Raw genomic sequence first — 15,018 nt, 5'->3', positions numbered from 1 at the left:
GACGAGTAGCCGGTGCGGGCGGGTCGCTCTGCCCGCACCGGTATCAGGCTCGGTGGTCCCGCCCGGTCCTCGCCGCGACACCGCGACGTGCCTGGGTATCGCCCTGGTCGGCGGAGCCCGCGGGGTCACCCGCCGCCGATCACCCGCCAGTACTCGCCGGCCAGCGGTAGCATCTCCCAGGTCAGCCAGGCGGTCACCACAAGCACGACGGCGAGAACCACGATGGCGGCTCGCTGCCCGCGCCGGGTCGCGAGCATGCCCCGGTCCGCCGGCCCCGCGTCCTCATCCCGCCGCCCGACCGGCCGCAGCGCTGTAGCCGTTGCCGCGATCACCAGCGGTATCGCCGCCACCAGCACGCCCTGCACGACGATCCAGTGGGTGATCCGGGAGATCTCCGCCGCCGACGGCACCGGCAGGCACCAACCGGGATCCGTCACATCGGCGAGGCAGTAGGCCGGCACGCCGAGCAGGAAGTACCCGCCGCCCGCGAGCAATCCGCTGACCACGGCGGCCAGCACCGCCCCGGCCGGGCGCAACGGCCCCCGCCCGAGCGCCGGCACGAGGACCGCGACCGCCACGGCGAGCGACCCGACCGCGATGACGCTGTTGCCGATGACCGTGACGTAAGGCTCCCCGGCGGTTCCGGGCGGCGGCGTGCTGCGGACGCCGACGGGTAGCACCAGCGGGGCCAGCAGGTGCAGCGCCGGGGCCGCCCCGGCCGCGACTGCCCCGGTGCAGAGCCCGACCAGGACCGCCCGGCGCAGCGGTGACGCCACATCGGCACGTCGCCGAGCGGCGAGCACCGGCACCAGCCACAGCAGCGTCAGCACCGGCAGGGTCAGCGGATGGAACACGATTCGGATCGCCGGGCCCAACTTGCCGCCGACGATCGTGGCTATCGTCGCGTACCACTCGGGACCGGTCGCGGGCCCGATGCCCGGCCTGAGCGCGAAACCGTAGGTGATCTCTGCGAGCGGCAGCCAGACGGTAAACGCGGTGCCCGCGACCAGCGCCGTGGCGGTCACCGCGGCCGGCGCCGCCCACCGGCGCGGCCGGTCACCGGCGTCGGCGGCGCGGGCCGTGGCGTCCATCCAGGCCCCGAGCAGCACCGCACCGGCGGCCAGTACGGCCGCGGCGACGAGCCACGAGCCGAGCTCACCGATACCGGCCAGACCGCTGTTGATCCGATGCAGTGACAGCAGGGTGCCCGTCAGAAAGGCGGCGGCGAGCACGAGCGGTCCGCCGAACCACAGCGGCACCCGCCGTGTCTCGTCGACCCGCGCGACGGCGTTCTGCCAGAGCGTCAGCGCCAGCAGCGCGCCGAGCCCCGCTCCGACGAACAGGCCGAGCAACCCGAGCCCGAGCACCTCATCAAGGCCGAGCCGGAGACCGACCGTCACCGACAGGTCGGCGGTGAGGGTGCCGGCCGGTAGCCCGGCGGCGGCAAGTGCGCCGTACCCGGACACCAGCGGCGCTCTGGGGTCGCGGACCGTTCGCAGCCGGTCCGCCGGTAGGGGATGGGTGCCCCATCGGCTGTACCAGCGTCGTGGCGGGGGCAGGCGTGCCAGGACGCGGGCGAGCGCATCGTCGTGGGGGTCGTGGGCGGCAGCGACCGCGTCGGCGTGCCTCTCCCGGGTGCGCAGCAGCACGTTACGCACGCCGTACACCAGCGCCGTCATCACCAGAAGTGAGACGAGCGTTCGCAGAGCGGTGCGCCCGAGCGGCTCGCTGGGGAGGCCGACCAGGCCGGGAAACAGCGCCAGCACCAGCCGGGGGAGGACCGCCACGGCCAGGAACGCCCACCAGACGGCCACCGTCAGATAGGTCAGGTCCACGTCACGGTTGCGCAGATGCGCCAACTCGTGCCGGACCACCGCCCGGAAGGCCGGCGGATCGGTGCGCCGCAGCAGCACCAGACCGGCGTCGAGTTGCACGCACCGACGACGCGGCAGCCCGAACGCCTGCCCACCGGCGGTGCGTCGCCGCGGTGCCAGCAACCAGCGGGGAGTTCGGGCCAGACCGGCCTCTCGGGAGAGCCGGTCCAGTTCACCCACCAGCGCCGGAGCGGCCTTCGGGTCGATCCGGCGCAACCGACGACGGCGGGTGAGCCAGTGCGGATGGGCGAGATAGCCGATCACCGTCACCACCGTCAGCGCGCTCAACCCGGCGGCGGCCCAGAGGTGCTGACCGGTGAAGGCCGGCCGCAGGCAGGCGCGGAGTTCCGCCTGAACCACGACCCGGTCGGCGTCGTCGATGGTGCCGTCGGCGGCCAACCGCGCCACCGCCTCCACGAACGCCGCGTCACACTCCGCGACCCGCCGTTCCAGACGTTCCGCCGGCCCCGGCAGTTGCATCGGAAGGAGAAGAAAGATCGACAGGGTGGCGGCGATGATCGCGCCGATCAGCAGAGCGAACCAGACCGCGGTCGGGTGGGCTCGTACGGCCGGACGGTCATGGCCGGGGGGCGACGCGGTCTGGGGGGTCAGCGTGGGTCCCCGCCGAGCACGCCCCGACCGACCACCGCGTCGGCGATGAGCGCCGCCTGCTCGGGTTCCACCCCGCCCCGTCGGGCCACCTGCTCGACGATCCGGCGGAGTTCCGTCCACTCCTGGGGGGCCAGCTCCAGCGGTTCGGTCTTCGATTCGGCTGGCCTGCCGCGAAAGAGGCGGCGCAGCGCGTCGGCGGTGACCCGATGCCCCCGGCGTATTCCTACGCCGACGACGTAGCGCACCGCCTCGGTCATCGCCGCCAGCGCGACCGGGGTCAGCAGGACCATCAGTTCGGGCAGGCCGAAGGCGAGCGGACCGCTGCGATGGTCCACGGTGGTGTACCCGGTGGGGTCGGCGAAGTGCGCCTCGGCGAGCAACGCGAACGTTTCCTCGTCCTCCCCCGGGGAGAAGGTGTGCACGATCGGCCAGGCGAGATCGCGGAGCAGGTCCTGATCCGTCTCCAGACCCATGCGCATCCTCCACCGCCGCCCAGGGGACCAGCCGCCGTTCACAGTAGAGCAGCGAGACGACCGGTGTCTCGCCCCGGCCGCTGCCGGTCGGTCAGCGCTGTGCGGTCGGTGACGGGGGAGCGCTGCCGCCCTGGGGTGCCTCGGTGGACATCAGCTCCACCACCGCCTTGCGGTCGGCTGGCGACGGTAGGCCCCAGCCAGGTTGGTACCCGTACACCTCGCGTAGCGGGGTGGCGCTGGTCCGCCCGCCGAGAATCTCCACGGCGTCGGTGTCGATCAGCCCTGGGTGCTCCACCCCGCACGCCTCGGCGACCTTCGTCAGGTCCCGCCGCAGCGTCTTGATGTAGTGCGCCGCCCGGACCGACTTCGACGCCGGGTCCAGCCCTCGGGTCAGCCAGGCGTTCTGGGTGGCCACCCCGGTGGGGCAGGTGTCGGCGTGGCACTTCTGCGCCTGGATGCAACCGATCGCCAGCATCGCCTCCCGGCCGACGGCCACCATGTCGCAGCCGAGCGCGAACGCGACCACCGCGTTGTCGGGCAGACCGAGCTTGCCGGAGCCGATGAAGACGACCTGCTCGTGCAGGTCACGTTCGGCGAAGATGGGGTAGATCCGGGCGAAGCCCTGCTGGAACGGCAGGGACACCGAGTCGGTGAAGATGAGCGGTGCCGCGCCGGTGCCGCCCTCGCCGCCGTCGACGGTGACGAAGTCGACGCCCCGGCCGGTGTCGCGCATCAGGTCGGCCAGCTCGGTCCAGAAGTCGAGGTCACCCACGGCGGACTTGATGCCGACCGGCAGGCCGGTCTCGGTGGCCAGGAGTTCCACCCAGTCGAGCAGGCTGTCGCAGTCGGAGAACTCCGCGTGCCGCGAGGGGCTGACGCAGTCCTGTCCGACCGGGATGCCCCGGGTCGCGGCGATCTCCGCCGACACCTTCGCCGCCGGCAGCAGGCCGCCCAGGCTGGGCTTGGCGCCCTGACTGAGCTTGATCTCCAGCGCGCGCACCGGTGCGCCGGCCACCACGTCCTTGAGTCGGGCCAGGTCGAAGCGGCCCCGATCGTCGCGGCAGCCGAAGTACGCGGTACCGAGTTGCAGGATCAGATCTCCGCCGTGGCGGTGGTACGGGGACAGCCCGCCCTCGCCGGTGTTGTGCAGGCAGCCGGCGATCGCCGCGCCACGGTTCAACGCCTCGACGGCGGGGCCGGACAGGGAGCCGAAGCTCATCCCCGAGATGGTCACCACCGACTCGGGGCGGAACGCGTGGGTGCGGCGCCGGGCCGCCCCGAGCACCTTCGCCGAGGGCAGCCGCACCTCGTGCCCGATCGTCGGCGTCGACGCGGGGACCGCCCGGCCGAAGGTGCGGTGCTTGATGACCGGATATCCCGGCGTGTATTCGACGTCGTTGTCGGTGCCGAACCCGAAGTAGTTGTTCTGCCGCTTGGCCGAGGCGTACACCCAGCGGCGCTGGTCGCGGGTGAACGGGCGTTCCTCGTTGTTGCCGGCCACGATGTACTGCCGCAGCTCCGGCCCGAGTGATTCGAGCAGGTAGCGGGCGCGACCCAGCAGCGGGAAGTTGCGTCTCAGCGCGTGCTCGCGTTGCAGCAGGTCACGGGCGGCGAGCGCGGCGAGGGCGGTGACGGCGTGACGGGCCCATCTCATCCCGCCACACTTTCCGCCACCGGCCCCGGTCAAACGTCCAGCGGCCCAGCTCAGGGGCGGGTGAGCGACTGCCGCACCACGCCGCCGACGATCGTGCACCAGGTGCTGGCGGCGATCCTGCCGTCGCCGGGAAGTCCGTGCAGGAGCTGTAGGTCGCGTACGGCGCGCCGGGTGGCGTCGTCGAGGACGCCGCTGGGTGCCACGTCGGCGTACCCCTTGAAGACGAGCAGATACTGCGCGGCGGTGACCGGCAGCCCGCTGGCACCGGGTTCCAGGTCGGGGACGAGGGTCTCCCACGTCGGTGTGGTCAACGTGGCGTCGACGTCCACCGGCAGGCCGTTGCGGGCCTGCCAGTCCTGCACCGCCGCGACGGTGTCCGGGTCGAACACGCCGGTCGCCCCGACCGGGTAGCCGTGGTGGGCGAGCAGGTACTGCACCGCCCGAACCGAGGGTGAGCTGACGAACCGCCACAGGTCGGGCCAGCGGCGGGCCGGCACGTCGGCGGAGGGGGTACCGAGGGCGCGGAAGACCCGGCGGCGCAGGCCGGGAAACTGCCGGTAGAAGGCCGCGCCGGGACACTGGGTGGTACGGAAGTCCCAGTGTCCGAAGATGTCGTGCGCATGCAGCCCGTACCGCCGGCAGATGGTCGCGCAGAGCCGCACCAGGGAGTCCAGCAGTGCGCCCGGCGGTGTCTCGTCGAGGTAGGTTCCCTCGTTCTCGATGCCGATGGCCCGGCCGTTCTCGCCGGGGCAGTGCGCGGCGATCAGCTGCCGGTCGCCGACGCGCAGCCGCTCCAGGCTGCCGCGCCGGCCCTCCAGCACGTACCCGCCTCGGCTGATGGTGAAGTGCTGGCCGGTGTCCGACCAGCCGTTGCCGTCGATGTGCAGGTCCTGGCAGTCGCGGGCCAGTCGTACCGCCTGCTCACGGGAGTGGTCGGTGACGTTCGGGAACGCCATGTGGTGCACGATGATCTTGTTGGTCGGGATCTGGCTGACCGACGGCGGGCCCGTCGCCGGCCGGGCGCCCCACCCGTCGCAACCGATGATCCAGTCCAGGTCGACGCCCTGGTCGGCCCGGGCAGTGCCGGGGCGGGCGAGCGCGGTCCCGACGACGGCGACCGTCGCGGCACCGAGCCCGGCGCGCAGCAGCGTCCGGCGGCCCAGTTCGGTGTGGTCGGCGTGCACGGCGGCTCCTCCGGCGGACCCTGTGAAAACCAGCGCCACGACAAATGCGTTGGATGGAGGATATTGCCAAGCCGGCCAGGGCGCCAGAGGTGGACGTTCACCTATTCCTCGATGGCGCCGCCCACCCGGCGCAGGTGCTGACGGAAAGGTCAGCGACAGGTCGGCCGCCCGGGCGGCCAGGAAGTCGGCGACACCGGTCTGCCGTCCTGACGGCCCCGGGCCGGCGGCGGTGGAGCTTCCGGAGCGATATTCGGCGGACCGTGTCGAGGACGCGTGCCCGCCGTTCGTCACATGGACGACGACCCTTCCCACCACGAGGAGCGACGATGAGGTACGCGATGCTGATCTTCGGCGACGACCGGGAGTGGACCGCTCTGTCCCCGGCCGACGAGCAGGATCTGATGAAGCAGGTCTACGCGTGGTACGAGCGGTGGCAGCCGACCGGCAAGATCGCCGACGGCGGCGCCGAGCTGGAGGACCGGACCGCGGCGAAGACGGTACGCGCCGGCGGGAACGGTCAGCCGGTCATCACCGACGGGCCGTACCTGGAACTCAAGGAGGTCATCGGCGGAATCGTCATCCTGGAGTGCGACGACCTCGACGAGGCCACCCGGATCGCGGCCACCTGGCCACTCGGTGCGGGAATGAGTGCCGTGGAGATCCGTCCGGTGATGAGCCGCGAATAGCGGCGCGGCGGGGGCGCCGGTCTCACCGCCGGCGCCTCAGCTCACCCACCCGACGGGACATCAGCTCCCGTTCGGCCGGGTTCGTCGCCAGTTCCAACGCCCGCTCCGCCGCCACCAGCGCCTCCGCCGGCCGGTCGAGGGCGACCAGCAGGTCGGCGCGGGCGGCGTGCCACAGGTGGTAACCGGCCAGCCGTTCCCCGAGCGCGTCGACCTCGTCCAGCGCGGCGGACGCGCCGACCGTGTACCGCGTGGCCACCGCCCGGTTCAGCAGCACCACCGGCGACGGGTGCAACGCATGCAGCCGGTCGTACAGCGCCCGGACATCGGCCCAGTTGGTGGCCTCGTACGAGACGGCCAGGGCGTGCAGCGCGGCGATGCCGGCCTGCAACTGGTACGGCCCGGGCCGGCCCTGGCGCACCGCTGCCCGCAACCGCAGCGCCGCCCGTCCGATCGCTGCCCGGTCCCACAGCCGCCGGTCCTGCTGGTCGAGCAGCACGATCCGGCCCCAGGAGTCGAACCGTGCCGCGGCCCGGGCATGGTGCAACTCCAGCAACGCGGCCAGCCCGGCGGCCTCCGGCTCGCCGGGCAGCAGCCCGGCGAGCTGAGCTGCCAGCTCGACTCCCTCCCGCGCCAGCTCACGCCGCTGGGCCGACCGGCCGCTGGACAGGTAACCCTCGTTGAACACCAGATAGATCACCGCGAGTACGGCCGGCAGTCGGTCGGCGTACTCATCGGGCGTCGGCACCTCGAACCGGATGCCGAGTTCGCGCAGCTGCCGCTTTGCCCGGGACAGCCGCTGCGCCATCGTCGGCTGCGGCACCAGGAACGCGGCGGCGATCTCGGCCGTACTCAGGCCGCTGGCGGCATACAGCGTGAGCGCGACCCGGGACGGTTCGGCCAGCGCCGGGTGACAGCAGGCGAAGACCGTGGCCAGCCGGTCGTCCACGCCCGGTTCCCGTGGTGGCTCGGTGGCCACCAGCGCCGCCTTCTCGCGGCCGACGGTCTCGCGGCGCAGCCGGTCCAGCGCCTTCCGCCAGCCCGTGGTGACCAGCCAACCGGTCGGGCTGTCCGGCACACCCTCGTCTGGCCAGCGCTTGAGGGCCTCGGTCAGCGCGTCCGACAGGGCCTCCTCGGCCCGGTCGAAGTCGCCGAGCCGGCGGCTGAGCGCGCCGAGCATGCCGGCCGCGTCCGTCCGCCAGACCCGGCCGAGCAGTTCCCCCACGTCGTCCACCGCACCAGCCTGCAACACCGGCAGCAGCGGATGCGTCCGCCTCCCCGGGCGGGACGGTCCGGGCGGCGCGGTCGCGGCGAACCGGGCCGCGAGCCGCATCGGTGTCAACCGCCGAAAGTTTCGATCCGGCGCGTCGATCGGCCGCAGTTCGGGTGGTCGGACGCTCCGTCGTCCCAGGTAGATGCCGCATTGTTGCCCTTAACGCCGACTCCGGCCAACTCGGCACACACCAATACCAACCTAGATCATTGTTGACATTCATCTGCGCCGATGCTTGTCTGTCCTTGGAAGCGCTCCCACACCGACACCACCGAAGATACGGAGGATCACCATGCCCTCACGCAGGCCCGATCAGACCGGCAGGCGATCCCGGTCGGCCGTCCGCCAGCCCCTTCGGGTGCTTGCCGTGCTGCTCGCGATGATGGTCGGCGTGCTGCCCTGGAGCAGCCCGGTCCAGGCCCACGGCACCATCATCAACCCGGCCTCCCGCGCCTACCAGTGCTGGCAGAGCTGGGGTAGCCAGCACACGAACCCGGCCATGCAGCAGCAGGACCCCATGTGTTGGCAGGCGTTCCAGGCCAACCCCGACACCATGTGGAACTGGATGAGCGCGTTGCGGGACGGTCTGGGCGGCAACTTCCAGGCCCGCACCCCCGACGGACAGCTGTGCAGCAACGGCCTGTCCCGGAACAACAGCCTGAACCAGCCTGGCGCGTGGCGGGCGACAAACGTGAGCCGCAACTTCACCGTCCAGCTGTACGACCAGGCCAGCCACGGCGCCGACTACTTCCGCGTCTACGTCAGCAAGCAGGGTTTCAACCCCACCACCCAGCAACTCGGCTGGGGAAACCTTGACTTCATCACCCAGACCGGCAGGTACGCGCCCGCGCAGAACATCTCGTTCAACGTCTCGACCTCCGGGTACACCGGGCGCCACATCGTCTTCGTCATCTGGCAGGCTTCGCACCTCGACCAGGCGTACATGTGGTGCAGTGACGTGAACTTCGTCTGATCGACCAGCTCGACCGTTCCACCACTCCGACCCAGGACCTGTCGTCCTGGGTCGGAGTGCTGTCGGTGGCAGACGGGCGCAGCCGACGCCGGTGGTCCACTCCTCGAACGCGTGCTCAGACCGCTCGGACTTCGGCCAGCCGCTTGACTGAGTACTCGTCGTCCCAGCAGACGGCGGCCTCCCACGCGGCCGACGCCTGCGCGGCGACGTCGTACGCACCGTCGTCCAGACCGGCGGCGTTGTCCGGCAGCGCAAGGTCGAGGTCGGGCACGTCGACGTGCGCCTCGTCCCAGTCGATCAGTGCGACCCGATCCGCGGTCATCCGGACGTTGCCCGGGTTGGGGTCGCCGTGCACCACGCACGGCTGACGTCCGGACAGTCGCGCCCACGCCGCCCGGCACCGGGCAACGCCCTCCGGCGGCATCGCCCCCAGGTCGATCTTCGTCCCGGTGTCGGCGTGCAGGAGATCGGTCGACGATTTCCAGCCCGGACGCTGCGGCCAGCCCTGAGTCAACCGGTGCAGCTCGCGGAGCGTACCGGCCACGCGACGCCAGTCGGCAGGCGTCTCGGGCGGTCCGCCCTCCAGGTAGGTCATCACCACCAGACCGTCGGCGAAGAGCCGGCCATCCACAGTCGGGATCGGCACCGGCACGGTCATACCCGCACCGTCGAGATAGACGAGCAGCTCCGTCTCCCAGGCGAGATCCGCGTCGCTCCTGCCGCCAAGTCGGCCGACCGCGAGCTGCCCGCGGACGCGCACGCTCCACACGTCGTTGGCGACCCCGCCAGCGAGCCGCTCGAGGCGAGCGACGTCCTCACCCCACTGCGCGAGTGCCTCCCACCCCATTCGCCACACCTTACGGGTCTTCCGGATGTCGTTCAGCCGAGCATCGTCGAACCGAACGCGTACGGTGCCTCCGCCAGCGCCGGTGTTTCTGTTCCTGAGCCGCCGGGTAGGTCGGGCCGGACGAACCACCCGCCCCCCCTGTGGAGGACCATCCGATGCGAGACAACTTCGGTGACGCGGTGGGGGACACCCTCCGCTCGATACTTCTCTTCCTGCCCAAGGCGCTCGCCTTCGTGGCGATCCTGGTTGTCGGCTGGCTGATCGCCAAGGCCGCACTGAAGATCGTGAACCGGCTGCTCGAACGGGTCGGCTTCGACCGTGCGGTCGAACGCGGCGGCATCCGCCGAGCCCTGGCCCGATCCCGCTACGACGCCAGTGACATCGTCGCCCGGCTCGCCTACTACGGGATCCTGCTGCTCACCCTCTACCTGGCCTTCGGGGTGTGGGGGCCGAACCCGATCTCCGACCTGATCGGCGGGGTCATCGCCTGGCTGCCCCGGGCCTTCGTGGCGATCGTCATCGTGGTCGTCGCCGCCGCCATCGCCAGTGCGGTGAAGGACATCATCTCCGGCGCGCTCGGCGGGTTGTCCTACGGCCGGTTGCTGGCCACCGTCGCCTCGGCGTTCATTCTCGGTCTCGGCATCATCGCCGCGCTCAACCAGATCGGTGTCGCCACCGCGGTGACCACGCCGGTGCTGATCGCGGTGCTGGCCACCATCGGCGGCATCCTCGTGGTCGGCGTCGGCGGCGGCCTGGTGCGTCCGATGCAGAGCCGCTGGGAGTCCTGGCTCGCCCGGGCCGAGCAGGAGTCGCGGACCATCGCCGAGCACGCCCGGGCCTACTCGGCCAGCCGCCGGGACACCGCCGAGCGTCCCGCCGACCCGTTCACCACGCCGGCCACCGGCGCGTCCACGTACGCGCCGACGACCGCCGCCCCCGGCCCGGTCAGCGGCGAATCGGCTGACGTCACCGCGCCGACCTCGACCGGTCCGTCTGCCCTGGACGACCCGGAGGCGACCCAGGTCGTCACCGCACCCGCCGTCGACCCCGACGCGACCACGCCGCTGCCGCGCCACGATCCGGCCACCACGCAGCCCGGGCCGCAGTCCTCGGCGTCGCTGGAGAGCGACCCGGACACCACCCAGGTGGTCCCGAACCCGCAGCAGGTGCCGGCGCAGCGCGACTCCGCCGACAGCGACTCGACAATCGTGCTGCCGAAGACCGGCGAGCAGCGCTGACCAACTGGCGGAACGGGGCCGACGCCGGTCCCGTTCCGCCCGGGCAGTCGGCCGGACCGGATCACCCGTGCGAGATCGCCGAGTGAGGCGATAGCATCAGCGCCATGACCTGGCGACATTGATCCGTCATCCGAGGCCGTGGGCCGCCACGGACACCGTGACACCGGTTGTCCGTGACCCGTCCCACCTGAAAGGCCCCGATGACCCCGACCTCGCCGCGTGCCCGCCGCCTGGCCGGCACGCTCTACGCGTACGCGTTCCTCACCGACCTGGTGCTGCTCTACCCGGTGTACGCGTTGCTCTTCGCCGACACCGGCCTGTCGGTGGGGCAGATCTCCTCATTGTTCGTCATCTGGTCGCTGGCCAGCATCGCGCTGGAGGTGCCCTCCGGCGCCTGGGCGGACGCGACCTCCCGGCGGCGAATGCTCTGCCTCGCCCCGCTCTGCACCGCCGCCGGTTTCGCCCTCTGGACCCTCGCACCGTCCTATCCGGCGTTCGCCGCCGGGTTCGTCCTCTGGGGAGCCGGCGGCGCGCTGGCCTCCGGCGCGACCGAGGCCCTGGTCTTCGACGAACTCGACCGGCTCGGTGCCGCCGACCGCTACGCCCGCGTCATCGGTCGGGCGCGCACCGCCGGCACCGTGGCGGTGCTGGGGTCGATCGTGCTGGCCGCTCCGGTGCTCGGATTCGGCGGCTACCCGGCGGTCGGCGCAGCCAGCGTCGCGGCCTGCCTGCTCGCCGCGGCCGTCGCCGTACGCTTCCCCGAAAACCGCCGCCCCGCCGGCCCGGACACCGGGTCGACCGGCGTCACCTCCTCGGCCGCGCGCCGCCCCGACGCCGACCTCACCCTGCCTGCGGGCAGGGCGGCACCAACCGTCGCGAGTGGGTCGGTCGACACCGGCGCGGCACCCGACCCCGACGGGGACGAACTCGGCTGGTGGCAGGGTCTTCGGGCGGGAGTCGCCGAGGCTCGCGGCAACCGGCCGGTGCGCCGGGCGGTGCTGCTCGTCGCGGCGGTCGGTGCCGTCTGGGGCGCGCTTGACGAGTACACGCCGCTGCTTGCCCGCGACACCGGAGTGGCACTGACGACAGTGCCGCTGCTGCTCCTGATCGTCACGGTCGGGCAGATCGTCGGCGGTCTGCTCGCCCCGATCGGCCAGCGGTTCGGCAGTCGTGGCTACGCGCTCCTACTGGCCGGCTCGGCGCTGGCCCTGGCCGGGGGCGCGCTGGCGGGTCACCCGGCCGCCTTCGGTCTGGTGGCGGTGGCGTTCTGCGGCCTGCAATTGGCCTCGGTGCTGGCCGACGCGCGGCTACAGGCCCGGATCGCGGGGCCCGGGCGGGCCACCGTCACCTCGCTCGCCGGCATGGGCACCGACCTGACGATCATCGTCGTGTACGCCGGGTACGGTCTGGTCGCCACGGTGGCGGGTAACCCGGTGGCGTTCGCGGTCGCTGCTCTGCCGTACCTGTTGATCGCGGCGGTGCTGGCGGTCCGGCCGACCGGCGACCGCGCGCGGAGGTGGGGGGCGACTCCGATGGGTGACCCGCTTCAGCCCGGATCGTCGTCCAGGTAGACCCATCGGCCGTCCTCGCGGACAAAGCGGCTGCGTTCGGTCACCGTGCCCGGCTCGCGCCCCTCCCGGTAGTGGGCGCGGAACTCCACGGTGCCGGTGCTGTCGAAGAGACCACCGCCGTCGGTGCCGAGCACCTCCAACCGGGTCCAACGCTGGGCGGGATCGAGCTGCAACCGGGGCGGCCGGGTCCGGGAGTGCCAGCTGCGCAGCAGGTAGTCCGGGTCGCCCACGGCGAAGGCCGCGTACCGGGACCGCATCAGCGCCTCCGCCGTGGGTGCGTCGGCCTCGCCGCGATGCAGCCGCCCGCAGCAGTCCGGGTACGGCAGACCCTGCCCGCACGGGCAGGTACCGGTCACCTCGGCGGCGCGGGCCGTCCGTTTGTCTCGCTTGGCCACGTGGCCATCCTCCCGGTCGCGGCGTCGGCCACGGCCACCGGGGCGACCTCGCCGGCACGCGTCGGCGCAATTGCGGATCAGCTCAGAGACCGTCGGGAAACCTCACGGTGGATGTGGCGCCCAGCCGCTGCCCGACGGTTTCCGGCGTACGGGTCAGCGGGATCCGCTGCGGGCGCCCCGACGGTTGCCGAACGACTCCATCGTGGTGGCCCGCTTCGCCGGTGCCGGGCTGGCGGAACGGGACCGGGAGGCAGCGGCCTGGGTGGCCGAGGTCTTCCTCGTCGGTGCCCGCTTCGTACTCGTCGCCTTCCGGGCCGGACCCCTCGCGCCGGCGGCCTTCGCCGGTGCCGTCGCCGTCGCCGCCTTCTTCGCGGGTGCCTTCTTGACCGGGGCGGCCTTCTTCGCCGCGGTCGCCTTGGCGGTGGGTCGGCGGGCCGGGGTGGCGGTGGCGGAGACGGCCTTCTTACGGGCGACGCGGGAACTCGTCGGGATGGGCTTCGTCCCGGGTGTCTTCGCGGCAGTGGCCCCGGTGGCCCGCTTCGTCGCCGTGGCCGCCTTCTTCGCCGCCACCTTCCGTGGCGGCGGGCCACCCTTGTCCGCGCCGGTCCGCTTCCTGGCCCGTCCTGCCTGCGCCATCGTCGCTCCTTGCGAATCTGCCGTGGACGACGGGTCTTCCCGGCGCCCCGACGGTCAAACGCCCGTTCACGATGCCCGGGTGGCGAACACGATGACGTTGTCGACGTACTCGCCGTCGTCCCGGTCGAAGCGGCCGCCGCAGGTGATCAGGCGGAGCCCGGCCGTCTCCGCCGGTCCGTAGACCAGGTCGGTGGGGAAGCGGTCCTTCGGGTACGCCTCGACGCCGTCCACCGCGAAGCGCACCACCCGGGTGTCGGTCCGGACGACCTCGATGGTGTCGCCGGGACGCAGTTGTCCCAGGTGGAAGAAGACGGCCGGTCCGGCGGGCGAGTCGACGTGCCCCACCAGCACCGCGTTGCCGGTTTCGCCGGGGCTGACCCCGGGCCGGTACCAGCCCGCCACGCCCGGACGGTCCAGCGGCGGCACCTCCAGCGCCCCGGCGCCGTCGGCGGCGACGGCGACCAGCGGTGCGCGTACGTCGATGGTGGGGATCCTTACCTCGACGGGAACGGCCCGGGGCAGCGGCGGCAGGCTCGGCGCGGGGACCGTCAGGTGCGGAGCCGCCGCACCGTCCGGTTGCGGTGGTCGTGCCGGTAGCCGCGTCAGACCCGTGCCGACCAGCCCGAGGCCGACCACCGCGAGCGCCGCGATCAGGACTCTGCTCAGGTGGTACGCCCGCACGGGAACCTCCGTTCGCCGGTGCCCGCGGGCGGAACGAGGGGGCGGCGTCGGGTGCCACCTCGGGTGCCCGCACCGTGGAGCACGGTGCGGGCACCCGCCGCAGGATGGATGGGGTGAGCCGCGCGGATCAGTGCGTCGCGGCGGTGACGGCGTGGCGACGCCGCCGGGCCAGGATGACGGCACCGCCGAGCGCGGTGGCCAGCAGGGTGGCGCCGGTGGCCACCGTCCCGGCGCCGTCGCCGCCGTCACGGCCCCCGGCCTCGGCACCCCCGATCGGGGTGACTGTGAAGGTCGCGCTGCCGTCGGGCGTACCGTCACCGCAGGTGGCGGCCACCGTGTAGGTGCCGAGGGTGAATCCGGCGGTGAACAGCTCCGCGCTCAACCCGCCACCGGCGGCGGCGGTGGTGGAGCGCACGTTCTGGTCGCGGTCAGGCCCGGTGACGCGGAAGATCGCGTCGCCCGATTTCGGGTTGCAGGTCGTCGCGGTCAGTACGACGGTGCCGCCGACCGGCGTGGTGGACGGCGACACGGTCGTGTCGGCCAGCGCGGTGCCGGGCAGCAACAGCGCGCCGAGAGCGATGCCGCCTGCCGCCGGTATGAGAATTCTTGTTGCCTTCATACGCGTCTTCCCTCACTTTTCGTCCGCTGACTGCGTGGGACGTCGTTCGGGTGGCCAACTCCGTGACTAGCACCGGTGTGCCCAACACTAGGTGGGCTTGGGACCCGATCCGGTGAAAATGAGAAATCCTCGTTGCCATCCCGTGTTCCCCCGGACGCCGTAGCCGTCGCCGAAGGGGCGGGGGGTCCGGCGTTGCCCTCCCTTGGGGGTGTGGCCTGTCGTGGGGTTCGTTGTGGGTGCTGTTGGGGGTGTGGCCCGCCGTGCCCGGCTCCGGGCGGTCAGGCTTGATCCCTGCGCCGGGCACG

General features: G+C 72.4%; 13 protein-coding genes and 1 pseudogene. 4 read left to right on the top strand and 10 right to left on the bottom strand.

What is annotated here, in order from left to right; all coding sequences use genetic code 11:
* Nucleotides 1–125: 125 nt before the first annotated feature.
* The 4 genes from AB0I71_RS13800 to AB0I71_RS13785 all read right to left on the bottom strand — a co-directional run bounded on the left by AB0I71_RS13800 (nucleotide 126) and on the right by AB0I71_RS13785 (nucleotide 5,797).
* Nucleotides 126–2,354, bottom strand: coding sequence for a M48 family metalloprotease (locus AB0I71_RS13800; RefSeq protein WP_357584323.1), 2,229 nt, complete (start codon nucleotides 2,352–2,354; stop codon nucleotides 126–128).
* A 128-nt stretch (nucleotides 2,355–2,482) separates the two neighbouring features.
* A complete protein-coding gene (locus AB0I71_RS13795; RefSeq protein WP_357584321.1) occupies nucleotides 2,483–2,959 on the bottom strand; it encodes a hypothetical protein in 477 nt (158 codons plus the stop codon).
* Nucleotides 2,960–3,050: 91 nt separating this feature from the next.
* A complete protein-coding gene (locus tag AB0I71_RS13790; protein WP_357584319.1) occupies nucleotides 3,051–4,613 on the bottom strand; it encodes an FMN-binding glutamate synthase family protein in 1,563 nt (520 codons plus the stop codon).
* Between the two features lie 50 nt (nucleotides 4,614–4,663).
* A complete protein-coding gene (locus tag AB0I71_RS13785) occupies nucleotides 4,664–5,797 on the bottom strand; it encodes an N-acetylmuramoyl-L-alanine amidase (protein ID WP_357584317.1) in 1,134 nt (377 codons plus the stop codon).
* Nucleotides 5,798–6,123: 326 nt separating this feature from the next.
* On the opposite strand from AB0I71_RS13785, the gene AB0I71_RS13780 reads away from it, so the two are divergent.
* Nucleotides 6,124–6,483 (top strand): YciI family protein, encoded by a 360-nt coding sequence (locus AB0I71_RS13780; protein WP_357584315.1) that lies wholly within the window; start codon nucleotides 6,124–6,126, stop codon nucleotides 6,481–6,483.
* Nucleotides 6,484–6,505: 22 nt separating this feature from the next.
* Here the strand turns inward: AB0I71_RS13780 and AB0I71_RS13775 are convergent, their stop codons facing one another.
* The gene (locus tag AB0I71_RS13775; RefSeq protein WP_357584313.1) at nucleotides 6,506–7,813 is read right to left on the bottom strand and encodes a DUF6596 domain-containing protein; all 1,308 of its coding nucleotides are present in this window, start codon (nucleotides 7,811–7,813) and stop codon (nucleotides 6,506–6,508) included.
* A gap of 307 nt (nucleotides 7,814–8,120) precedes the next feature.
* On the opposite strand from AB0I71_RS13775, the gene AB0I71_RS13770 reads away from it, so the two are divergent.
* Entirely contained in the window at nucleotides 8,121–8,726 is a 606-nt protein-coding gene (locus tag AB0I71_RS13770) for a lytic polysaccharide monooxygenase (protein WP_357584311.1), read from the top strand.
* Between the two features lie 115 nt (nucleotides 8,727–8,841).
* Here AB0I71_RS13770 and AB0I71_RS13765 read toward each other — a convergent pair whose 3' ends face one another.
* Complete coding sequence (locus AB0I71_RS13765) at nucleotides 8,842–9,573, bottom strand: phosphotransferase (protein WP_357584309.1); 732 nt, start codon at nucleotides 9,571–9,573, stop codon at nucleotides 8,842–8,844.
* A 155-nt stretch (nucleotides 9,574–9,728) separates the two neighbouring features.
* Between AB0I71_RS13765 and AB0I71_RS13760 the strand changes: the two are divergent.
* Both AB0I71_RS13760 and AB0I71_RS13755 read left to right on the top strand, forming a co-directional pair.
* A pseudogene (locus AB0I71_RS13760) lies at nucleotides 9,729–10,412 on the top strand (hypothetical protein); the annotation flags it as partial.
* Between the two features lie 599 nt (nucleotides 10,413–11,011).
* Nucleotides 11,012–12,382, top strand: a complete 1,371-nt coding sequence (locus tag AB0I71_RS13755) for an MFS transporter (RefSeq protein WP_357584307.1) — start codon at nucleotides 11,012–11,014, stop codon at nucleotides 12,380–12,382.
* Here the strand turns inward: AB0I71_RS13755 and AB0I71_RS13750 are convergent.
* The 4 genes from AB0I71_RS13750 to AB0I71_RS13735 form a co-directional block, all read right to left on the bottom strand.
* A complete protein-coding gene (locus AB0I71_RS13750; RefSeq protein WP_357584305.1) occupies nucleotides 12,358–12,777 on the bottom strand; it encodes a YchJ family protein in 420 nt (139 codons plus the stop codon). The genes AB0I71_RS13755 and AB0I71_RS13750 overlap by 25 nt on opposite strands.
* A 153-nt stretch (nucleotides 12,778–12,930) precedes the next feature.
* Nucleotides 12,931–13,413 (bottom strand): hypothetical protein, encoded by a 483-nt coding sequence (locus AB0I71_RS13745; protein WP_357584303.1) that lies wholly within the window; start codon nucleotides 13,411–13,413, stop codon nucleotides 12,931–12,933.
* A gap of 66 nt (nucleotides 13,414–13,479) precedes the next feature.
* Nucleotides 13,480–14,094: a class F sortase gene (locus AB0I71_RS13740; RefSeq protein ID WP_357584301.1), complete on the bottom strand. Its 615-nt coding sequence runs from the start codon at nucleotides 14,092–14,094 to the stop codon at nucleotides 13,480–13,482.
* Between the two features lie 127 nt (nucleotides 14,095–14,221).
* Entirely contained in the window at nucleotides 14,222–14,713 is a 492-nt protein-coding gene (locus AB0I71_RS13735) for a hypothetical protein (protein ID WP_357584299.1), read from the bottom strand.
* Between the last annotated feature and the right edge of the window lie 305 nt (nucleotides 14,714–15,018).

The sequence above is a fragment of the Micromonospora sp. NPDC049891 genome, assembly GCF_040660295.1.
Classification (GTDB): Bacteria; Actinomycetota; Actinomycetes; order Mycobacteriales; family Micromonosporaceae; genus Micromonospora.
The sequence above is the reverse complement of the archived record's forward strand: the minus strand, read 5'-3'. Positions and strand labels throughout refer to the sequence as shown.